Genomic DNA, 16459 nt, shown 5'->3' with positions numbered 1-16459 from the left:
CAAATCCTATTCAATAGATAACCTATTAAATTGCAAGGCAGCCTCCATGATTTCTTCATATCCCCTCTGCCAGCCTTTGTGATAATGAGCCGCCTCTTCCGGCGTAATTAGCGTCCGCTCCGTTGACTCAAATGCCGCGTCAAAGGGGAAGAATTCCGTAATATCCATCCGACAAAAAACTTGGTAACCCACTTTCGGATAAGGACTTGTTTCATTCCATAATGGGTTTTCCTCATGATTCACTTCGATGGCACCGAGAAAATGACAATCACCTTCAACATAAGCTTCTTCTAACACTTCACGGTGGATACATGCTTCTACTGTTTCACCAACTTCAATATGCCCTCCCGGAAAATCCCACCCTCTATGATTTAAATTAACTAATAACAGCTTTTCTTCATGAAAACAAAATGCATGGACACTTGTGATCAGTTCTCGCTCGGGCATCAGATCCTGAATCCATGTGAGCTTCACTTTATGCCCGCCCCAATCTACGTATGTAAACGACATAGCTACTCCCCACCCTTCTCTATCCCATCAGTCTTATTTCCGCTGATACTTCTTCTAGCCCACTAGTTCCGTTACCACCTCCGCAATTTCCATTGGACGCACATCAAGTGAAACGAGCTTGTCAATTGGTAACCACATCGGTTCGTAACTACCTCGATTATGATTTTCTCCGTATTCTTCAAAGCTACCTGTCCCAAATGTTCCGCCTATAATTTCCGATAAGAAATAATACTGCACACCATTAAAGTGGACGGTTCCGATGCTTTCTTTAATTTCAATATGTACACCTAATTCTTCAAATGCTTCCCGGATAGTAGCTTGTTCCGGGCTTTCATCTTCTTCAATACCACCGCCAGGAAATACGAAATACTCTTTACCTTCACGTATTCTTTTGATGACCGCAACTTTTCCTGACTCAATGATAACGGCCGATCCCCGATTCCGGAGTTGGATTCCCTTACCTCTAACATACTCAATCAACCAACAGTCCCTATACTCACCTTCATGCCATTCATGTTTTGGTAGCAGCTTCACCTTCTCGAATCCGCATTTCTCATAGCAACGGATTGCTCGCTCATTCCACGTTTGAGGGTCCATTACAATGCGTTCTGCACCTTTCTCAGTCAATAAATACTCCACAATTGTCTCAATCAGTTGTGTGCCGATACCTTTATTCCAATAGACTGGCTCCCCTATGAACTGATCCATGCCAAACAAAACTTCAGCTGGGTTTGAATAGCCATACACCTGTCTTTCTTCTTCACCTACGGGATAAAACTGAATGTATCCAATCGGGGCTTCATCATATATAATCAAACAACGAGTTTCATTGTCCGCTTCTCCAAAAAAGTCTTCTTCTACTTTCGCCATGTCTAATGGGCGATCCCTACCTTCGTAAAACTGGAGAACTTCAGGATCTGACAACCACTTAGCTAAAAGAAGTTTATCCTCTTCTAGTAGTTCGCGGATAGCTAATCGACCATTTTGAATTAACATTTCACTTCCTCCAATAGATTCATGTACGTAAATCAACAATATTTTCCGAGTTTACTAATGCAATCATAGAATCTATACTATTTAGCAAATAATTCTTTCTCCGCCAATTCCACTACTTCATCCACGAACGCTTTCTTAGCGTCCGCATAATCCCGCTCATTATCTGGATATTTCACTGCAAGTTCCTTCTTCAATATTTCGTATTCCATTGCTACATCCTGATGCTCATTCAAATAATCCCTAAACAATGTATGTTGTTGCCACCAATCACCTTTATGTTCAACGACGTGGTAAACATGCGTTTTTGTCAGTGCTTCTAAATCCGAAAACTTCGCATAGACGACTTTCCCTTCAACTTCCACTCGTCCTAACTGATAGATGTCGGCATCTCTCAAAAGATATTTATCAAACTTCTTCGCATCGTCCAATGCCTGCACGCCTATTAAGACATCAATCATTGGCTTCGCTGCAATTCCTTCAATCGCTGTACTCCCAATATGCTGGATTTCAACGATATGCTCACCTATCAACGACTCCAATAACTCTTTTTCCTTTTCAAAAAGCACTTTCCATTCCTTGTCATACGCATTTAACGCGACTACGTCTTTATCCAAACCTAACATGATGACTTCACTCCCTGTCCAATCTCTTTGCAAATGAATTCCGCGATCTCTTCTATACTAATATCATCAGTCTCAATGAATTGATTCACGTCAAAATTCTTAAATCCTTCCAGACATTTATCCGTCTGCTGGAAGCACCAATTGCCTTCCTCTTCCCCTCGTTCAATAAGCCGCTCATGGATTATTTCCTTTTCCGCAACCAAACAAAAATGATACGTTTCAGAATCCATTTCTAAAAATCCATCATGAATCGTATTAAAATAGTCTTCATTATAAATTGTCATCGGTACAATCAAGTCCTTGCCGTATGTCTTGCGAAGTTGTCTTGCCACTTCAACCGTTAATGGTTTCCACATATCCAAGTCTTGAAAATCCCCTGTTCGCTCGTTTTCAAGTTTTACATCATCCGGAATGATATGCCGAAGCATGAATCCCACCACTTCCGGATCAAACAGCATTGCCCCATCCATCCTGCTCAATAATTCATTTGCAACGGACGTCTTTCCGACACCAAATGCGCCATTTATCATAAGTATCATTTTGCTCTCCCCATTTACCAAAGAAAATATTAGTAATAAATTCAAAAAGCGTTAAGGGCTTAAAAACGTGTAATTTTGAACCCCCTAGTTCATATTCTACAAATACTCCGTAATCTCCTTTTACATGCTGTGCATCTCACATACGTTTAAATGCAACTGACCGACCGAAACGGGCCAGTGACCGAGAATTAGCAGACGAATTTCCGTTTTCTTTCTATAGTAGAGATACGAAGAACAACTACGGAGGGATGACAGTGGAAATTGTGCATGTGAAACAGTTGAAGAAGTCGTATGGGACAAACAAAGTGTTGCGCGGGATTGATTTTACTGCTCAAGCTGGGGAAATCATCGGAGTCATTGGCAAAAACGGAGCTGGGAAATCGACATTTTTAGAGATACTGATGACATTGAAAACGTATGACGAAGGAAATGTATTCGTGTTTGATAAGGAGGTCCGTTCTCTATCTACACATCAACTTGAAGGCATCCGCAAACAGATTTCAGTCGTCTTGCAGCCTACACAATTTTACAAATCGTTGAAAGTCGTGGAATTGTTGAAGCTCTTCAAAGCTTATTACAAATCCTCAGTCAACATCGAAAAAATCATTGCTGATTTTAAATTGGAGCCTTATCGGAAAACGTATTTCAATAAATTATCCGGGGGCTGGAAGCAAATTGTGAGTTTAGCAATTGCCTTTTTATCCGAACCGAAAATGCTTATATTGGATGAACCGACGACTGGCCTCGATCCACATATGCGGAACATACTATGGGCGTACATTACGAAATACAACAAACGTACGGGGGGAACCGTGATTTTGACAACGCATAATATGGATGAGGTTGAATTGTATTGCGATAAAGTGATGCTGTTGAATGATGGAGTAGGAGAAACGTTTGATACGACAAAAAGAATTTTGGATTCAGGCTATAAATCAATTCACGACTTTTATCTTTCAAAAGTATCTATGTAGATTAGGAGGCTTTCACATGTTAGTAAACCAGTTAAAATATGATCTATTATTATTTTCACGGGAATTGTTTTATCTTATTTTCACAATCATCGTTCCTCCTGCAACCTATCTATTCATGGGGACACTATACGGAGATTTCACCTATGCGGGCGGCTTGAATTATGCGGAAACGTATACGCCCTCCTTCATATTACTGATCACATTCGGTGTCGTCTTTTTCGCTTTCGGATTCGATCAGGTGATGAACCGGACAATCGGCGTAGAAAAGCGAATTAGCATAACACCTGTTCCAAAGAAAACACTCTTGCTGTCAAACATACTCAAATCGATTATCATTACAAGTTTTGGCTACTTCTTAGTGTTTTTCATCGGCATGATTGTACATGATCTTTCATTTGTACCACTTAATTTCGTAGCATCTTTTGGTTTCTTCATGTTACTGAACGCTGCATTGCTCATCATTTCATCAGCGATTTACTCATTATTCACAAGTGTGAATGCGGCGTTGGTATTTTCCATCGTCATCTTCCAAATCGGTATGATTTCAGGCGGCTTTGCGATGCCCGTTGATATGATGCCTGCATTTGTCCAGACAATTGCCGATTTCAACCCACTTTATCATATGAACCAATTATTTATTGCTGTGTGGAATGGTCAATTCATTGTGGATAATCAATCGTTGCTGTCCATCGGATATATTCTCGGTTGTGTAACGATTTCACTCCTACTCCTTCGTTTTGTATATAAAGTGAAGAAATGAGCTAGCAAATGGTACGATATGAAGAATACTTATTTCACTGGGGGATACTGCGGATGAAAGTTTCATTGGACATCGATAGCGATTATGAAGAAACAAAAGTGACCATCCATTGTAATGAAGTGGATGACTCAATAAAAGAAATTCTGGATTTTCTTAAAGGGAAGAAGACTGAGTTTCTTGTCGGACGTGACGGAGAGATGCAACATATTTTAAAACCAGATGACATTCACTACTTCCATACAGAGAATGATGGGGTTGTTGCCGTGACTTCGGATGGATCGTTCATGCTAAAAGAGAAATTATATGAACTTGAAGATATGTTGCCTTCTGCGAAATTCATCCGGCTGTCGAAATCGGTCATCGCAAATTTACACGAGTTAAGCCGATTCGAAGCTTCTTTCAACGGGACACTTTGTGTTCATTTTAAGTCCGGCGCGAAAGAATACGTTTCGCGTACTTATGTCAACGGCATTAAGGAAGCATTGAAATTGAACAGGAGGAAAAACGGATGAAAACATTTCTGATTAGAAGTATACTCGGGATCTTTTTCGGTTCATTTCTTACACTTGTCGTGTTATTTGCGGTTATCTTCATCGGGGGAAATGAAACCCTGGATTCCTCTATTTTAGTTAAAAACGCAATCGGGCAAGTCTTTTGCGGATGGTTCTTCACAGTGACGCCCTTGCTGTTTGAAAATGAAAAACTGACATTGCCAATTCAGACTTTGCTGCATTTCCTATGTGTATCCGTCCTCTATTTCATCATCGCCTTCGTATTAGGTTGGATTCCATTTACAACAGTTGGATTCATCGGCACACTTGGTTTGTTCGTTGTAGTCTACGCCATTATTTGGTTCGCTTTCTATATGTACTTCAGAAAACAAGCTGAAAAGTTGAATGAGGACTTGAATGGGTTGTGAAGGCGAGCGGAGGACTGGTCTTTAAGTAACTTTTTGGTGATATATTTTGCTATTCAATCGATATATACAATTATTCAATCGATAAATGGAGCTATTCGATCGATAAACACAATTATTCAATCGATAAATGCAAAAAAGCCATCTCTGCGGATAATTCCACTGGAGATGGCTTTCTTTTTCGCACATCTTTTTTACAAGTTATTAACACGACAACTACATGCTCTTTATAATCAAGATGTATGATGAATTTGAATTCAAATTGAGAGGAGCATTCCATGAAAATTGCATTGTTTAGCGATTTACATTACCCTGCCGTCGATGAGAGAATCCCAGGATTACTTCAAGCGAGAGCGACCTTTTATGAGGAGTTTATTGAACGCTTTTTAGAAATCGATGCACAACTGTATGTGTCTCTTGGAGATTTGACAAACTACGGTATGCCCCATGAGTTGAACAACATTTATTCTTTAATTGGAGATCATCACGAATTCATTCATGTACTAGGTAATCACGATAACTATTCTTTAACCAAACAAGAACTACTCGATCTAACTGGCCAAAAGAGCTATCATTCATTTGAAACAGAACAGGCTGTCTTTGCATTTTTAGATACAGCACGCGAATTGGATTTTGAGCGTTGGGGCGGGTGGATGGATGAAGATCAGTTAGAATGGTTTGAGCATATCATTCAAAATTCCGGTGAAAAACCGTTACTTGTTTTTGCGCACCACCCTGTCTTTAACACGACAAAAGGCTCTGATTTTGAAAATGGCTCCATTCATCCAAGTATCGACATTTGGAATTTACTACAGCAAAAAAAGGGTATCGGCATCTACTTTAATGGCCATATGCATTGTGATTCCATTGTCAAAGAGCATAATTGGACATTCATACAGACCTCCGCGTGTTTAGATCAACAAGCGTTTCGGCTTATTGAACTTGATGACGAATCGATTACGATTTCCTCAATCGACTTAGAAGATGAAGAATTAGCGATTAATGCTTCTATCATTTACGAAAATATCAATCACTTCCGTCATAAACCTGATGCTCGTGGAACAGACGATCAGCGTAACTGCACCATATCTCTGATTCCTGCCATTTCGATGAATTAAATCATTAAAAAGGCTGCCTCATATTACTGATGGCAGCCTTTTATTGTTTAAGTGCAATTCGTTAATTTTTCTTCTGCGATAACCTATTAAAACCAACCCCATCGTGAAAATCGAGATGCCGATTGACGGGAAAAAATAAGGTGGATAATAGGTCATCTCTATGTCGTTGGCGCCATCCTGTAGTTCAATTGCTGAGAATGCATAATTCGCACGTAAAACCGGTTGCTTTTGGCCATTTACTCTCGCTGTCCATCCTAACTCATATGGTATTGGTAAAACAACATGCGTGTCTTCTTGTTGATTATCTACAAGCACCTTTGCCTTGTTACCACTCCACTCCGCCATTATTCTAGGCGTATCCTCACTTTTTTCTTTTGCTGTTTTTAACACCGTGTAATCTTCCGTATACAAGGAGATATCCCGTAATTCATACTCTCCTTTTGGAACCCGGATAGCAATTTCCTCTTCTGATGCAACTCTTATCATCAGCTCATTAATTTTAGTCCGATAGATCGAATCATTTTTCTTCCGTTCCGTAGTAAAATCATTCACTTTCAATGTGAAATCTTTATCATTTGTTTTTCGTTGAATAAAGAACGAGACGAAGCTATCCTCTTTCAACATAGTAGGTGCGGATAAGACGAGGTCAACGCCTCCGATTTTCTTCGTTACTTTCAGTACACCATCTTCAAAACTTCCACCAATAGGTTTAATAGTGACATTACTAATCAGATTTTCTACTTGAGGTGGTGCGTCACCTACGACGTTCGGCATAATTACGCCTGTTAGCATTGCATGTTCTTTCGCTAATGCAGGTAAGTCTTTCATGTCCTCCTCAGCGAATAAAGTGGACGTCGTACGAGCAAACGGAAGGACATACTCATTTTTGTAGGCGCGATACTCCCCTTCCTTCGCGGCTTCGGTAAATCCGAAAGGTATCGGATCGCCTCCCTCTTTTCGGATTGCATATGTTCCATTCAACAGACTATACAAGTTGGCTCGATCTCCAAGCGATGCATAGCGACTAACGCTTTCCCGTCGCATATCAATTTGGAGATCATGTAAATAGAACGACAGTAAATGCTTATTTAAAATGCTGGAGTAAATACTCATTCCTTTAAAGTCCTGCACGATTGGCGTATTGTTTCGTGTATCGACCATCCAATCAATTCTTGCGAAGGGATCTGTTTCTGCAGTTTGTAATTTTCGAATTAACGTACGCTGATCCACTCCGTAATAGTGTTCACTCTCCATGTAGTCACGTGTGATGCCGTAGTCTGGGCCTTTGTTCTTCCCACGATCTTTATACGTCAGTTTTTCCGCTTGGAACATGTTAGCCGTCAACAAAGTTGTAAACAGTAAAAATACAATCATGAGCTGCTGAACCCATTTCTTTTTATTCCATACGAATAAGAAAAACAGGCTAATTGTAATCACTGCACAAATAAGTAGATAGGACTCAAACATCTTTAGTTTCAACTTTGGATCAAAGACATAAGAAATTGTATAAAGTCCTGCTGTAGTGACAGAGGCATATATCAAATCTTTCATTCGCAACGAATGGAGTTGTTGTAATGAAGCAGCCGCCACTCCACCCGCCGCAAGTGAGAGAAAGTGTTCCCATCTATATTGAGGAGCCGATAAACCATTGAATAGACTGCCTACCATTGGGCTGTAATGGATGATACATAAGAAAACAGTCAAGCCTGCAAAAAAACGAAACGTACGATTTTTATAAAAAGGAACAATTAACAAACAAAGTAGAACAAAGGCAGGCAAAATCACAAGCCGGCCATGTAACAGCAAATTATCGACAGCTCCAATAAGAGGAATTGCATCGTCATATGCAGGTCTGAAGTTGTTCAAATAACCATAGACAGAAGGGATGAAAAAGGGTGCACTGATTCCTGCCCCAGCAAACCCTCCAGCTAGGAATAATTTTACTTGTTGCCACTTCTTCTTCTTTTCTAGAAACAAGGGAACTCCCCAACGAAATACAATATATATGAAAGCCAACAAGAAATTCACGTAGGCAAAATAGAAATTGTCGATCATATTGAGTGCAACCGCAGCAATAAACCAACCAGCTTTTCCTTCACGCATAATCTTTTCTACGCCGATTAACAACAGCGGAAAGAACAGCATGGCATCTGCGAAAAACTCCCAATATGTTACATGCCTAAAATAAATGACACTCGTTCCGTAAATACAGGCTCCTATGAAGGCAGGAAATCTACTAAATCGTACAATTTGAAAATAGTATGTAGTGAGAGCAATAATGCTTGTCATTCGTAAAATACTAATGACTAAAATGGCATCTGCCCAATAGAATAAACTCGGAGAATCAATGATCCCCATTTTCTCTAGTAGAAACGTTATGATAACCGTCACTATAAATACAACAGACGTCGAAAAATAATAGCCTAGTTGAGAGAAGGTTCCTCCGCCAAGTCCGAAATTTTCCGAATAGAAAAAGTCACCATTAGTAAAAGCATTGTAGAGAAAATATTTGAACGGAATCATTTGTGATAATCCATCATTTAAACCCGTCATATAACGTCCATTGAAAAACTCCGATATAAAAAATAAATGGCTTACAATGGCAACGAGTAAACAACCTATCCCTACTGCCACTCTTTGCATGTTAACGTTTAGTATCATGCAGCTTTCATCACCTTCCCTGTCACAACAAACGTAATTGGCACTGTCACCACTAACGCCGCAATCGGTGCTAAACTACTATTTATACGGAAGCATTCGACTAAAATAAATAGCATCGCTAGCGTCGCTACAATATTTACAAGTTGAGTGAGGGGGAAATTAATAAACCTTTTCCAAGTTGGTTTCACCTCAAATGTGATGTAACAATTTAAAAAGAAGGATCCAATCATGCTCATAAAAACCGCGACAATATGCGCAAGTATGTATGGAAGAATAACTACATGAAGTCCTACAACGTACACGCTATAGTAAAAACCGGTGTTCAATATCCCTACTACGATAAACTTATTGAATTCATGATCCATGAATTGCCGCATGTTGTCCCGTCTGCTCCTTCGTCGTAGACTCAACACTCGATTGTTGTACTAGAAAATGTGGGCGTTTCTTTGTTTCGTTATAAATCCTCCCAATGTATTCTCCAATGATTCCTAAAGACAATAGTTGAATTCCACCGAGCAGAAGAACGGCAGTTATCGTTGTAAAGTAGCCAGGTACATCAACTCCATGCTTGTAAATACCGATGAGCGTCACGACTATATATGCAATCGCCGCCCCTACTATTGTGAGCCCCATATACATACAAAGTCTTAACGGCTTTGTGTTAAAGGAAACTACACCATCAATCGCGTAATTCAAGAGCTTTGATAAAGACCATTTTGTGTCTCCGACTTGCCGAACGACGTTGTCATAAGAAATTGTTTTTTGCTCTAATCCAATCCAAGCAAAAATCCCTTTTGAGAAACGATTGCCTTCACTTAAAAGCAATATTGAATCTACCGCCCTACGGCTGAGCAGACGGAAGTCGCCCTCTCCATTTTCTAATTGCACATCAATCGCCTTATTCACGAAACGATAATAGGTACTTGATAACAACGATCGAAAATAGGAATCTCCCTTTCGATTCCGCTTTGCAATCACTTGGTCATATCCTTCCTCGAACCCTTTCAGTAATTCGGGTATTAGCGATGGAGGGTGCTGTAAGTCAGCATCCATCAATATAACCGCATGCCCCTTAGCAAATTGCAAACCCGCTAATATGGCTGCCTCTTTGCCGAAGTTCCTCGTAAACGAAATATACTCAGCCTCAGGATACATGAATAAAAGGTCTCTGATTTCATTCATTGTCCCATCTGTGCTACCATCATCGACAAACAACACTTCGTAACCCACTCTCTGATGAAGCATCTCGTTAGCAATTACTTCCATCACTCCTGCAATATTCCCTGCTTCATTATAAGAAGGGATGACAAAAGAAATCATTAGACTTTCCATTCACTCACCCACTATCATCAAATTCTCTCTAACTGGAAAACGCTCAGGATGGTTTGTAGTAATTGTCAATTGATCGGACATCATAATCAGCTCTTCGATTGAATACTCCTCATCGACTGTCCATACGCCCATCTCGATTCCGAGACCTTGAACTTCATCAATGATTGCTTGTGTCACGAACTCATGGTGCATCCCGACATAGCTCGCTTTTGCATATCGAACTTGTTCACCAACTAGCATTGTTGATCCAAAAAACACCAAACCTATAGAAATAGATTTATCAAGCTCTTTCACTTTCTGTAATGCTTTATGGTCAAATGAAATGACGAGTACTTCTTGGCACATGTCATTTCGTTGAATCAAATTCACAACCGCCTGTTCTAATCCTTCATACCAATTTCCTTTTTGCTTTAATTCCACCAAAACTCTTTTCTTTCCTTTTGCTTGCACTAAAACTTCCTCTAATAACGGTATACGTTCATTCGCAAATCGAGCATCAAACCATCCACCCGCATCCAATTGTCTCAATTCATCTACCGGATAATCAGAGACAAATCCTTCACCAGAAGTCGTCCGATCTAACGTAAAGTCATGAATGACAACAGGTACACCATCCTTTGATAAATGTACATCCAACTCAATTGCATCAATGTCCGGATGATTCAACGCTTTACTAAAAGCACTCATTGTATTTTCGGGTGCTAGCCCTGACCATCCACGATGTGCAACTAGTTTCGTCATTAGAAAAACCTCCTATCTATTTTTTCACTTACTCACTTAACACCTGTATAGACAAATGCTCGTATAATTTGTCTCTGTCCAAAAAAGAAGATGATTAAAATCGGTATGACCAATATGAGATTCCCTGCCATTAAGATATTCCATGCAACCCCTCCATCGACTTCCCGAAGTTTTGCAATACCAAGTGGAAGTGTACGGGAAGCTTCTGTTGTCGTCATCACGAGCGGCCAAAAATAGTCATTCCAATGGGCGATAAAACTGAACATCGCAAACGTTATGAGAACTGGCTTAGCCATTGGTACCATTATCTTTATGATGATTTTCCACTCACTTGCCTGGTCTAGTCGTGCAGCTTCCAAAAGTTCTTCAGGAACTTGTTTAAAAGACTGGCGCAATAAAAAGATACCGAATGCACTTGAAGCAAAAGGCAATATCAACCCCCACAAAGAATCCAGCAAGCCAAAAGCGCTCATTTGCAAATATACCGGTAAAAAAATTAGCTGTGTAGGAATCATTAATGTGACCATCGTGACGCCAAAGAAAAAGTTGTTTCCTTTAAAGCGATAGCGTGCAAATGCATAGGCCGCTGGAATAATCGTTGCAAATTGAAGGATTAAAATACCTACTGAAACGATTGTGCTATTCAGAAAGTATTTAAGGAAAGGACCGGAATTCCAAGCCTTTGAGAAATTCTCCCATAACAACTGATTAGGAATCCAATTTGGTGGAAATGTCATTGTCTCTCCTAATGTTTTAAAGGACGTAGAGATCATCCATACAAACGGAAGTGCAAAAATACAAATAAGCAATAGCAAACCAATCCCATTGATGACTTTCCAGAACGGATTCTTTTTCATAATTCCCTACCTTTCATCACTGGTAATGAACTTTACGTCCTAATAATTTGAAGTAAAAAACTGTGAATATCCCAATAATCAACAGCAATATGACACCTGCAGTTGAAGCATAGCCAATCTTAAAGAATCGAAAGCCATTTTCATAAATGTAGTAAACAATTGTATTGGTAGAATTGATAGGTCCACCTTTCGTCATGATGGAAATGGTTTCAAACACTTGAAATGATCCTATCAAACCGATAATCGTTAGGAAAAACAATGTCGGAGACAACATCGGTAGTGTCAGCTTAAAAAATGTCCGTATGCGGTTCGTATCATCCAATGCAGCTGCTTCATAAATATCTCGTGGAATACTTTGGAGCCCTGCTATAAAGATTAGTGTATAGTATCCAATTCCTTTCCAAACCGCCACGATAATAAGCGACAACAACGATGTTTTAGGATCTGTTAACCAAGGGATATTCGTAATTCCGAATAATCCTAAAAACCAATTCAACAATCCATAATCCGTATCCATAATCCACATCCAGAGCATGGAAATCGAGACAAGGGAAATAATATGAGGGCTGAAAATTGCCCCCTGCACCATTCCGTACATTGCCCCTTTTTTATTCAACCATAGGGCTAGCAATAAGGAGATACTAATCGTCAAGAATACTGTCAGACCAGAATACATAAACGTATTTCGCAATACTTGCAAAAATTTCGCATCCTCCATAAGTGAAGTGAAATTGGAGAATCCAACAAACTCCTTCACAGGGCTAACAAAGTTCCAATCATGAAAGCTCAAGAAAATCATATAGCCAATTGGGTAGAGAAAAAAAAGTGTAAATACAAGGATCGCCGGAAAAATCATCACGTATGGTCTTGCCTTTATCCAACTCATTTCAGTTGCCTCCGACAAGTGCAGGTTTCTTCACTTGACTTAGAGGTATTGTATTATGAGAATACGAATGTCTAATACGCTCTTCTGCAATATCAAAGAAATAGAGTTTGTCGTATGCAACAGCAACATGGATTTTTTTCGTATTCGTAATCGGCTCAGTGAAGCTTTTAATATTCATCATTCCTGCTTCATTCCGCACAGCATAAATCGTCTCAGCACCCAATGTTTCAGTCGTTAAAATTTCACTTTCCATGATGACGTAATTCGAAATAGCCCATTCTTCATCTACTAGTAGTGCGTGCTCAGGTTTAAACCCTACAAAAGCTGCTTTTTTAAATAAATCAGGCAAATAGCGATCCATTTCTGTACGTTTTACTATGTTCATCGCAGGTGTTCCAATAAATTCAGCTGTAAACACATTATTCGGATCATGGTACATTTTCATTGGATTATCCACTTGCTGCATAACACCTTTATCCAACAAAATGATTTGATCTCCCATTGACATTGCTTCAACCTGATCATGCGTGACGTAAATGAATGTTATACCTAACTTTTGATGCAATTCAATTAGTTCTCTTCTCATTTGTCCCCGCAGTTTGGCATCTAAATTGGATAATGGTTCATCCAAAATGAAGACTTTCGGCTTCTTCACCATTGCACGCGCCAAGGCCACACGCTGCCTTTGTCCACCAGACAATTGCTGCGGCTTCTTATCTAAGTGTTCCGTCAAGCCAACAATGTCGCTAATTTCTCGAATGAGGACTTCTCGCTCTGCTTTAGGAACTTTTTTATTCACAAGACCGAATTCAATATTTTTTCTAACTGTCATCGTTGGATAGAGTGCGTAGTTTTGAAAAACCATGGCGATATTACGTTTACCTGGTTCGGTATGTGTCACACATTCATCTCCGATCCAAATGTCTCCACTCGTCGGTGCTTCCAGTCCTGCGATCATGCGAAGTGTCGTCGACTTTCCACAACCAGATGGACCAACAATTACTGTGAATGACCCATCTTGTATTGTCAGGTTCAGATTTTTCACGACTGTATCTTCATTGAATTTCTTAACGATGTTTTCTAATCTGATTTCAGCCACTCATTCCATCTCCTTTTCACATTACAACTTCACTGTAGACCGATGATTCAAAAAATCCGTAAGTTCTTCGACAGTTTTGACCGTACCATCCCAATCTCCCACACCAAAATGGCGATATTGAGAAATGAGGCATGTACGACCGCCCAATCTTTTTACAGGCGCTAAGTCATTGTAGGGATTATCACCGATTGAAAGAATTTCATGGGGTGCATACCCTTCTTTCATTAACCCTTTCATAATCGCCTCCATGCCTAGAGGCTTTTTGGCATCATATATATACTCATTAAAGAGCGAACCGATTGTTAAATACTCCACAAAAGCTGGGCCAGTTTCTCCAGGTGTATTCGTCATAAAGATTTTGCGTTCAACATCTAATGCAGCGATGCTTTCAAACAATGGATCATGGCGAAGAATTCCATAACGCGGCTCAATCATTTCATATCGGACTTTCTCAAAAGCACGTGCTCTCTTCTCACGTTCAATGCCATATTTCTCCGCATACAGATGTGCAATCCCCCAAGAATCTCCGATGAATTGTAACGAATCCTCATCACTAGGAACGCGATCACTCTTTGAACCATCCCATGAATAACAGTCGGTTGGTGAAAAATGCTCATGTTCATAAACAAAGTGATGACCTTTGTCAAAAAAGTACCCTAATTGCACAGCATGCTTGCCATCTAATATGTCATAGGCTTCCATGATGACTCTCCCTAATTCATCGTCAAAAAGTGTTTCATCCAACAAATGAGACACATATCGACCTAAGAATGCATCATCTTGATATAACGTACCGTCCATGTCAAAAATGATTACCTTTAATTCATTCATCCAATTCATATCTTCGTCTCCTTTATGGAAGCAGGAAGAGGAGGACATCTTCACTCATCTTCCTGACTCATATTATTGTAAAAGTGGGTTTGCCAATTTAGCCGCTTGGTCCAATGCCTCTTTGGGAGATAAATCTCTTTCCAATAGACTTCTTGTAATCTCATCTGCTAGAATCGTTGAAATCTCTGGATATGCTTCTGCCATCGGTCGTGCTTTCCCGTATTGCAACTGGTCCACTGCCACTTTGTACTGCGGGATTTCTTTATAAAGAGATTGCATATCTTCCGATTCTACTGCTGACAGTCGACTAGGCAAATAACCAGTATATTTACTCGCATATATCGTTTGCTCTTTGGCAGTCATCCATTTAATGAATTCCCAAGCAGCTTTTTGTTTTTCTGGTGATAATCCAGCTGTCATAACCAGGTTTGCACCACCAGTTGGAACACCATTCACTTTATTGGAAGGCATAAATGCCGTGTTCAATTCAAAACCATTTTCCTCCGCAATCGCTAAGTTATTTGTAAGATTTGCCGTTGAACCAAAAATCATTGCAGATCTTCCATTCGCAAAATCTTGGGCAGCTTGGGCAGATGCCTCATCGCCGGCAGGGATTTTCAAAATACCTTCTTGTGACAATCGCTTCCAGTATTCCAATGCCTCTACCCCTGCTTGTCCGTTGAATGCGACTTCCTTGTCTTCAGCAGCCAACATATCTCCTCCACTTGCACCAACAAATGCTTCAAAATACCAAATACTAACCGGCATACTCATACCAACACTAGTACCTTCCTTCGTCAATGCACGCGCGTACTCTTCGAATTCTTTCCAATCTTTTGGGCCTTTCGGGTCTAGTCCAGCATCTTTTAACATGCTCACATTCATGTACAGGATCGGCGTGCTACGTAAATAAGGTAAGCCATAAATATTCCCGTCGACATAGGAGTTGCCCATTAAACCCGGATTGAAATCATCAAGATTAATGTCATTATCCTTCTCTATAAAAGGCGTCAAGTCCTGAGTCATACCTGACCTTGCAAAAACACCCATTGACGCAATCTCATTCAATGTCACTTCCGGTGCATTTTTAGCAGCAAATGCCGCCTGCGTTTTAGAATGTAAATCACCATATCCTCCCTGGAACTCCGCTTTCACTAAAATTTCATCCTGGGAGTCATTAAACATTTTTACGAGGTTTTCATTGTTTTCACCAATTTTGTCGCCGAATGCATACCAATACGTGATTTCTGTTCTTCCGCTGTCCGCTGATACTTTGTTTTCCTTGCTTGCTTTGTCTTCATCGTTTCCACAAGCAGTCAATACAAGCAGTACTACTAACAGCCATGCAAATCTACTAACATTCTTCAACTTAACCCCTCCAAAATGATTGTTTTGCTATCAGTTGCAGATGATGCGTACTCATTGTCAGATGTGAATTCACTCGTGCAGCAGCATCACCTTACAGCCCATATTCTACAGGGGCATTGTTAAGGGCATATCTTCTAAATGTAAAGATTCATTAATATATATAGGCAGTTCAATTTGCATCTTAGCGGTAAAGTGAATAAATGGGGTAAAAACGTTGAATGAAGACTCGAATGGGTTGTGAGGGTGGT

At 40.0% G+C, this 16459-nt stretch carries 18 protein-coding genes and 1 pseudogene; 5 read left to right on the top strand and 14 right to left on the bottom strand.

What is annotated here, in order from left to right:
• Nucleotides 1–6: 6 nt before the first annotated feature.
• The 5 genes and pseudogenes from H9649_RS04430 to H9649_RS04415 form a co-directional block, all read right to left on the bottom strand.
• Nucleotides 7–510: an NUDIX hydrolase gene (locus H9649_RS04430; protein WP_191693508.1), complete on the bottom strand. Its 504-nt coding sequence runs from the start codon at nt 508–510 to the stop codon at nt 7–9.
• 54 nt (nt 511–564) lie between these two features.
• Nucleotides 565–963, bottom strand: a complete 399-nt coding sequence (locus H9649_RS17810) for an NUDIX hydrolase (protein WP_318241650.1) — start codon at nt 961–963, stop codon at nt 565–567.
• Nucleotides 964–978: 15 nt separating this feature from the next.
• Nucleotides 979–1506: pseudogene (locus tag H9649_RS17805) on the bottom strand (GNAT family N-acetyltransferase); the annotation flags it as partial.
• Between the two features lie 77 nt (nt 1507–1583).
• Nucleotides 1584–2129 (bottom strand): GrpB family protein, encoded by a 546-nt coding sequence (locus H9649_RS04420; RefSeq protein ID WP_191693506.1) that lies wholly within the window; start codon nt 2127–2129, stop codon nt 1584–1586.
• The gene (locus H9649_RS04415) at nt 2123–2668 is read right to left on the bottom strand and encodes an AAA family ATPase (protein WP_191693505.1); all 546 of its coding nucleotides are present in this window, start codon (nt 2666–2668) and stop codon (nt 2123–2125) included. The genes H9649_RS04420 and H9649_RS04415 overlap by 7 nt, the downstream gene beginning before the upstream one ends.
• Before the next feature lie 254 nt (nt 2669–2922).
• On the opposite strand from H9649_RS04415, the gene H9649_RS04410 reads away from it, so the two are divergent.
• The 5 genes from H9649_RS04410 (at nt 2923) to H9649_RS04390 (ending at nt 6436) form a co-directional block, all read left to right on the top strand.
• Nucleotides 2923–3642, top strand: coding sequence for an ABC transporter ATP-binding protein (locus H9649_RS04410; RefSeq protein WP_318241646.1), 720 nt, complete (start codon nt 2923–2925; stop codon nt 3640–3642).
• Nucleotides 3643–3658: 16 nt separating this feature from the next.
• A complete protein-coding gene (locus H9649_RS04405; protein WP_191693503.1) occupies nt 3659–4402 on the top strand; it encodes an ABC transporter permease in 744 nt (247 codons plus the stop codon).
• A 53-nt stretch (nt 4403–4455) separates the two neighbouring features.
• Complete coding sequence (locus tag H9649_RS04400; protein WP_191693502.1) at nt 4456–4914, top strand: LytTR family DNA-binding domain-containing protein; 459 nt, start codon at nt 4456–4458, stop codon at nt 4912–4914.
• Entirely contained in the window at nt 4911–5321 is a 411-nt protein-coding gene (locus H9649_RS04395) for a DUF3021 domain-containing protein (RefSeq protein WP_191693501.1), read from the top strand. Before H9649_RS04400 ends, H9649_RS04395 begins: the two co-directional genes overlap by 4 nt.
• A 275-nt stretch (nt 5322–5596) precedes the next feature.
• Nucleotides 5597–6436 carry a metallophosphoesterase family protein gene (locus tag H9649_RS04390; RefSeq protein WP_191693500.1) on the top strand — a complete coding sequence of 280 codons (840 nt, stop codon included), beginning with the start codon at nt 5597–5599 and terminating at the stop codon, nt 6434–6436.
• Between the two features lie 18 nt (nt 6437–6454).
• Here H9649_RS04390 and H9649_RS04385 read toward each other — a convergent pair whose 3' ends face one another.
• The 9 genes from H9649_RS04385 to H9649_RS04345 form a co-directional block, all read right to left on the bottom strand.
• Nucleotides 6455–9097 (bottom strand): YfhO family protein, encoded by a 2643-nt coding sequence (locus H9649_RS04385; RefSeq protein WP_191693499.1) that lies wholly within the window; start codon nt 9095–9097, stop codon nt 6455–6457.
• A complete protein-coding gene (locus tag H9649_RS04380) occupies nt 9094–9462 on the bottom strand; it encodes a GtrA family protein (RefSeq protein WP_225229665.1) in 369 nt (122 codons plus the stop codon). Before H9649_RS04380 ends, H9649_RS04385 begins: the two co-directional genes overlap by 4 nt.
• On the bottom strand, nt 9452–10429 hold the full coding sequence (locus H9649_RS04375) for a glycosyltransferase family 2 protein (RefSeq protein ID WP_191693497.1): 978 nt from the start codon (nt 10427–10429) through the stop codon (nt 9452–9454). The genes H9649_RS04380 and H9649_RS04375 overlap by 11 nt, the downstream gene beginning before the upstream one ends.
• Nucleotides 10430–11170: a glycerophosphodiester phosphodiesterase gene (locus tag H9649_RS04370; RefSeq protein WP_191693496.1), complete on the bottom strand. Its 741-nt coding sequence runs from the start codon at nt 11168–11170 to the stop codon at nt 10430–10432.
• A gap of 32 nt (nt 11171–11202) precedes the next feature.
• Nucleotides 11203–12027: a carbohydrate ABC transporter permease gene (locus H9649_RS04365; RefSeq protein ID WP_191693495.1), complete on the bottom strand. Its 825-nt coding sequence runs from the start codon at nt 12025–12027 to the stop codon at nt 11203–11205.
• 16 nt (nt 12028–12043) lie between these two features.
• The gene (locus H9649_RS04360; RefSeq protein WP_191693494.1) at nt 12044–12913 is read right to left on the bottom strand and encodes a carbohydrate ABC transporter permease; all 870 of its coding nucleotides are present in this window, start codon (nt 12911–12913) and stop codon (nt 12044–12046) included.
• Nucleotide 12914: 1 nt separating this feature from the next.
• Entirely contained in the window at nt 12915–14012 is a 1098-nt protein-coding gene (locus tag H9649_RS04355; RefSeq protein WP_191693493.1) for an ABC transporter ATP-binding protein, read from the bottom strand.
• 21 nt (nt 14013–14033) lie between these two features.
• Nucleotides 14034–14852 carry an HAD family hydrolase gene (locus H9649_RS04350; protein ID WP_191693492.1) on the bottom strand — a complete coding sequence of 273 codons (819 nt, stop codon included), beginning with the start codon at nt 14850–14852 and terminating at the stop codon, nt 14034–14036.
• A 63-nt stretch (nt 14853–14915) separates the two neighbouring features.
• A complete protein-coding gene (locus H9649_RS04345) occupies nt 14916–16211 on the bottom strand; it encodes an ABC transporter substrate-binding protein (protein WP_191693491.1) in 1296 nt (431 codons plus the stop codon).
• Nucleotides 16212–16459 lie beyond the last annotated feature (248 nt).

Origin of the sequence: Sporosarcina quadrami (assembly GCF_014836615.1) — a bacterium.
GTDB classification, from domain to species: domain Bacteria; phylum Bacillota; class Bacilli; order Bacillales_A; family Planococcaceae; genus Sporosarcina; species Sporosarcina quadrami.
The sequence above is the reverse complement of the archived record's forward strand: the minus strand, read 5'-3'. Positions and strand labels throughout refer to the sequence as shown.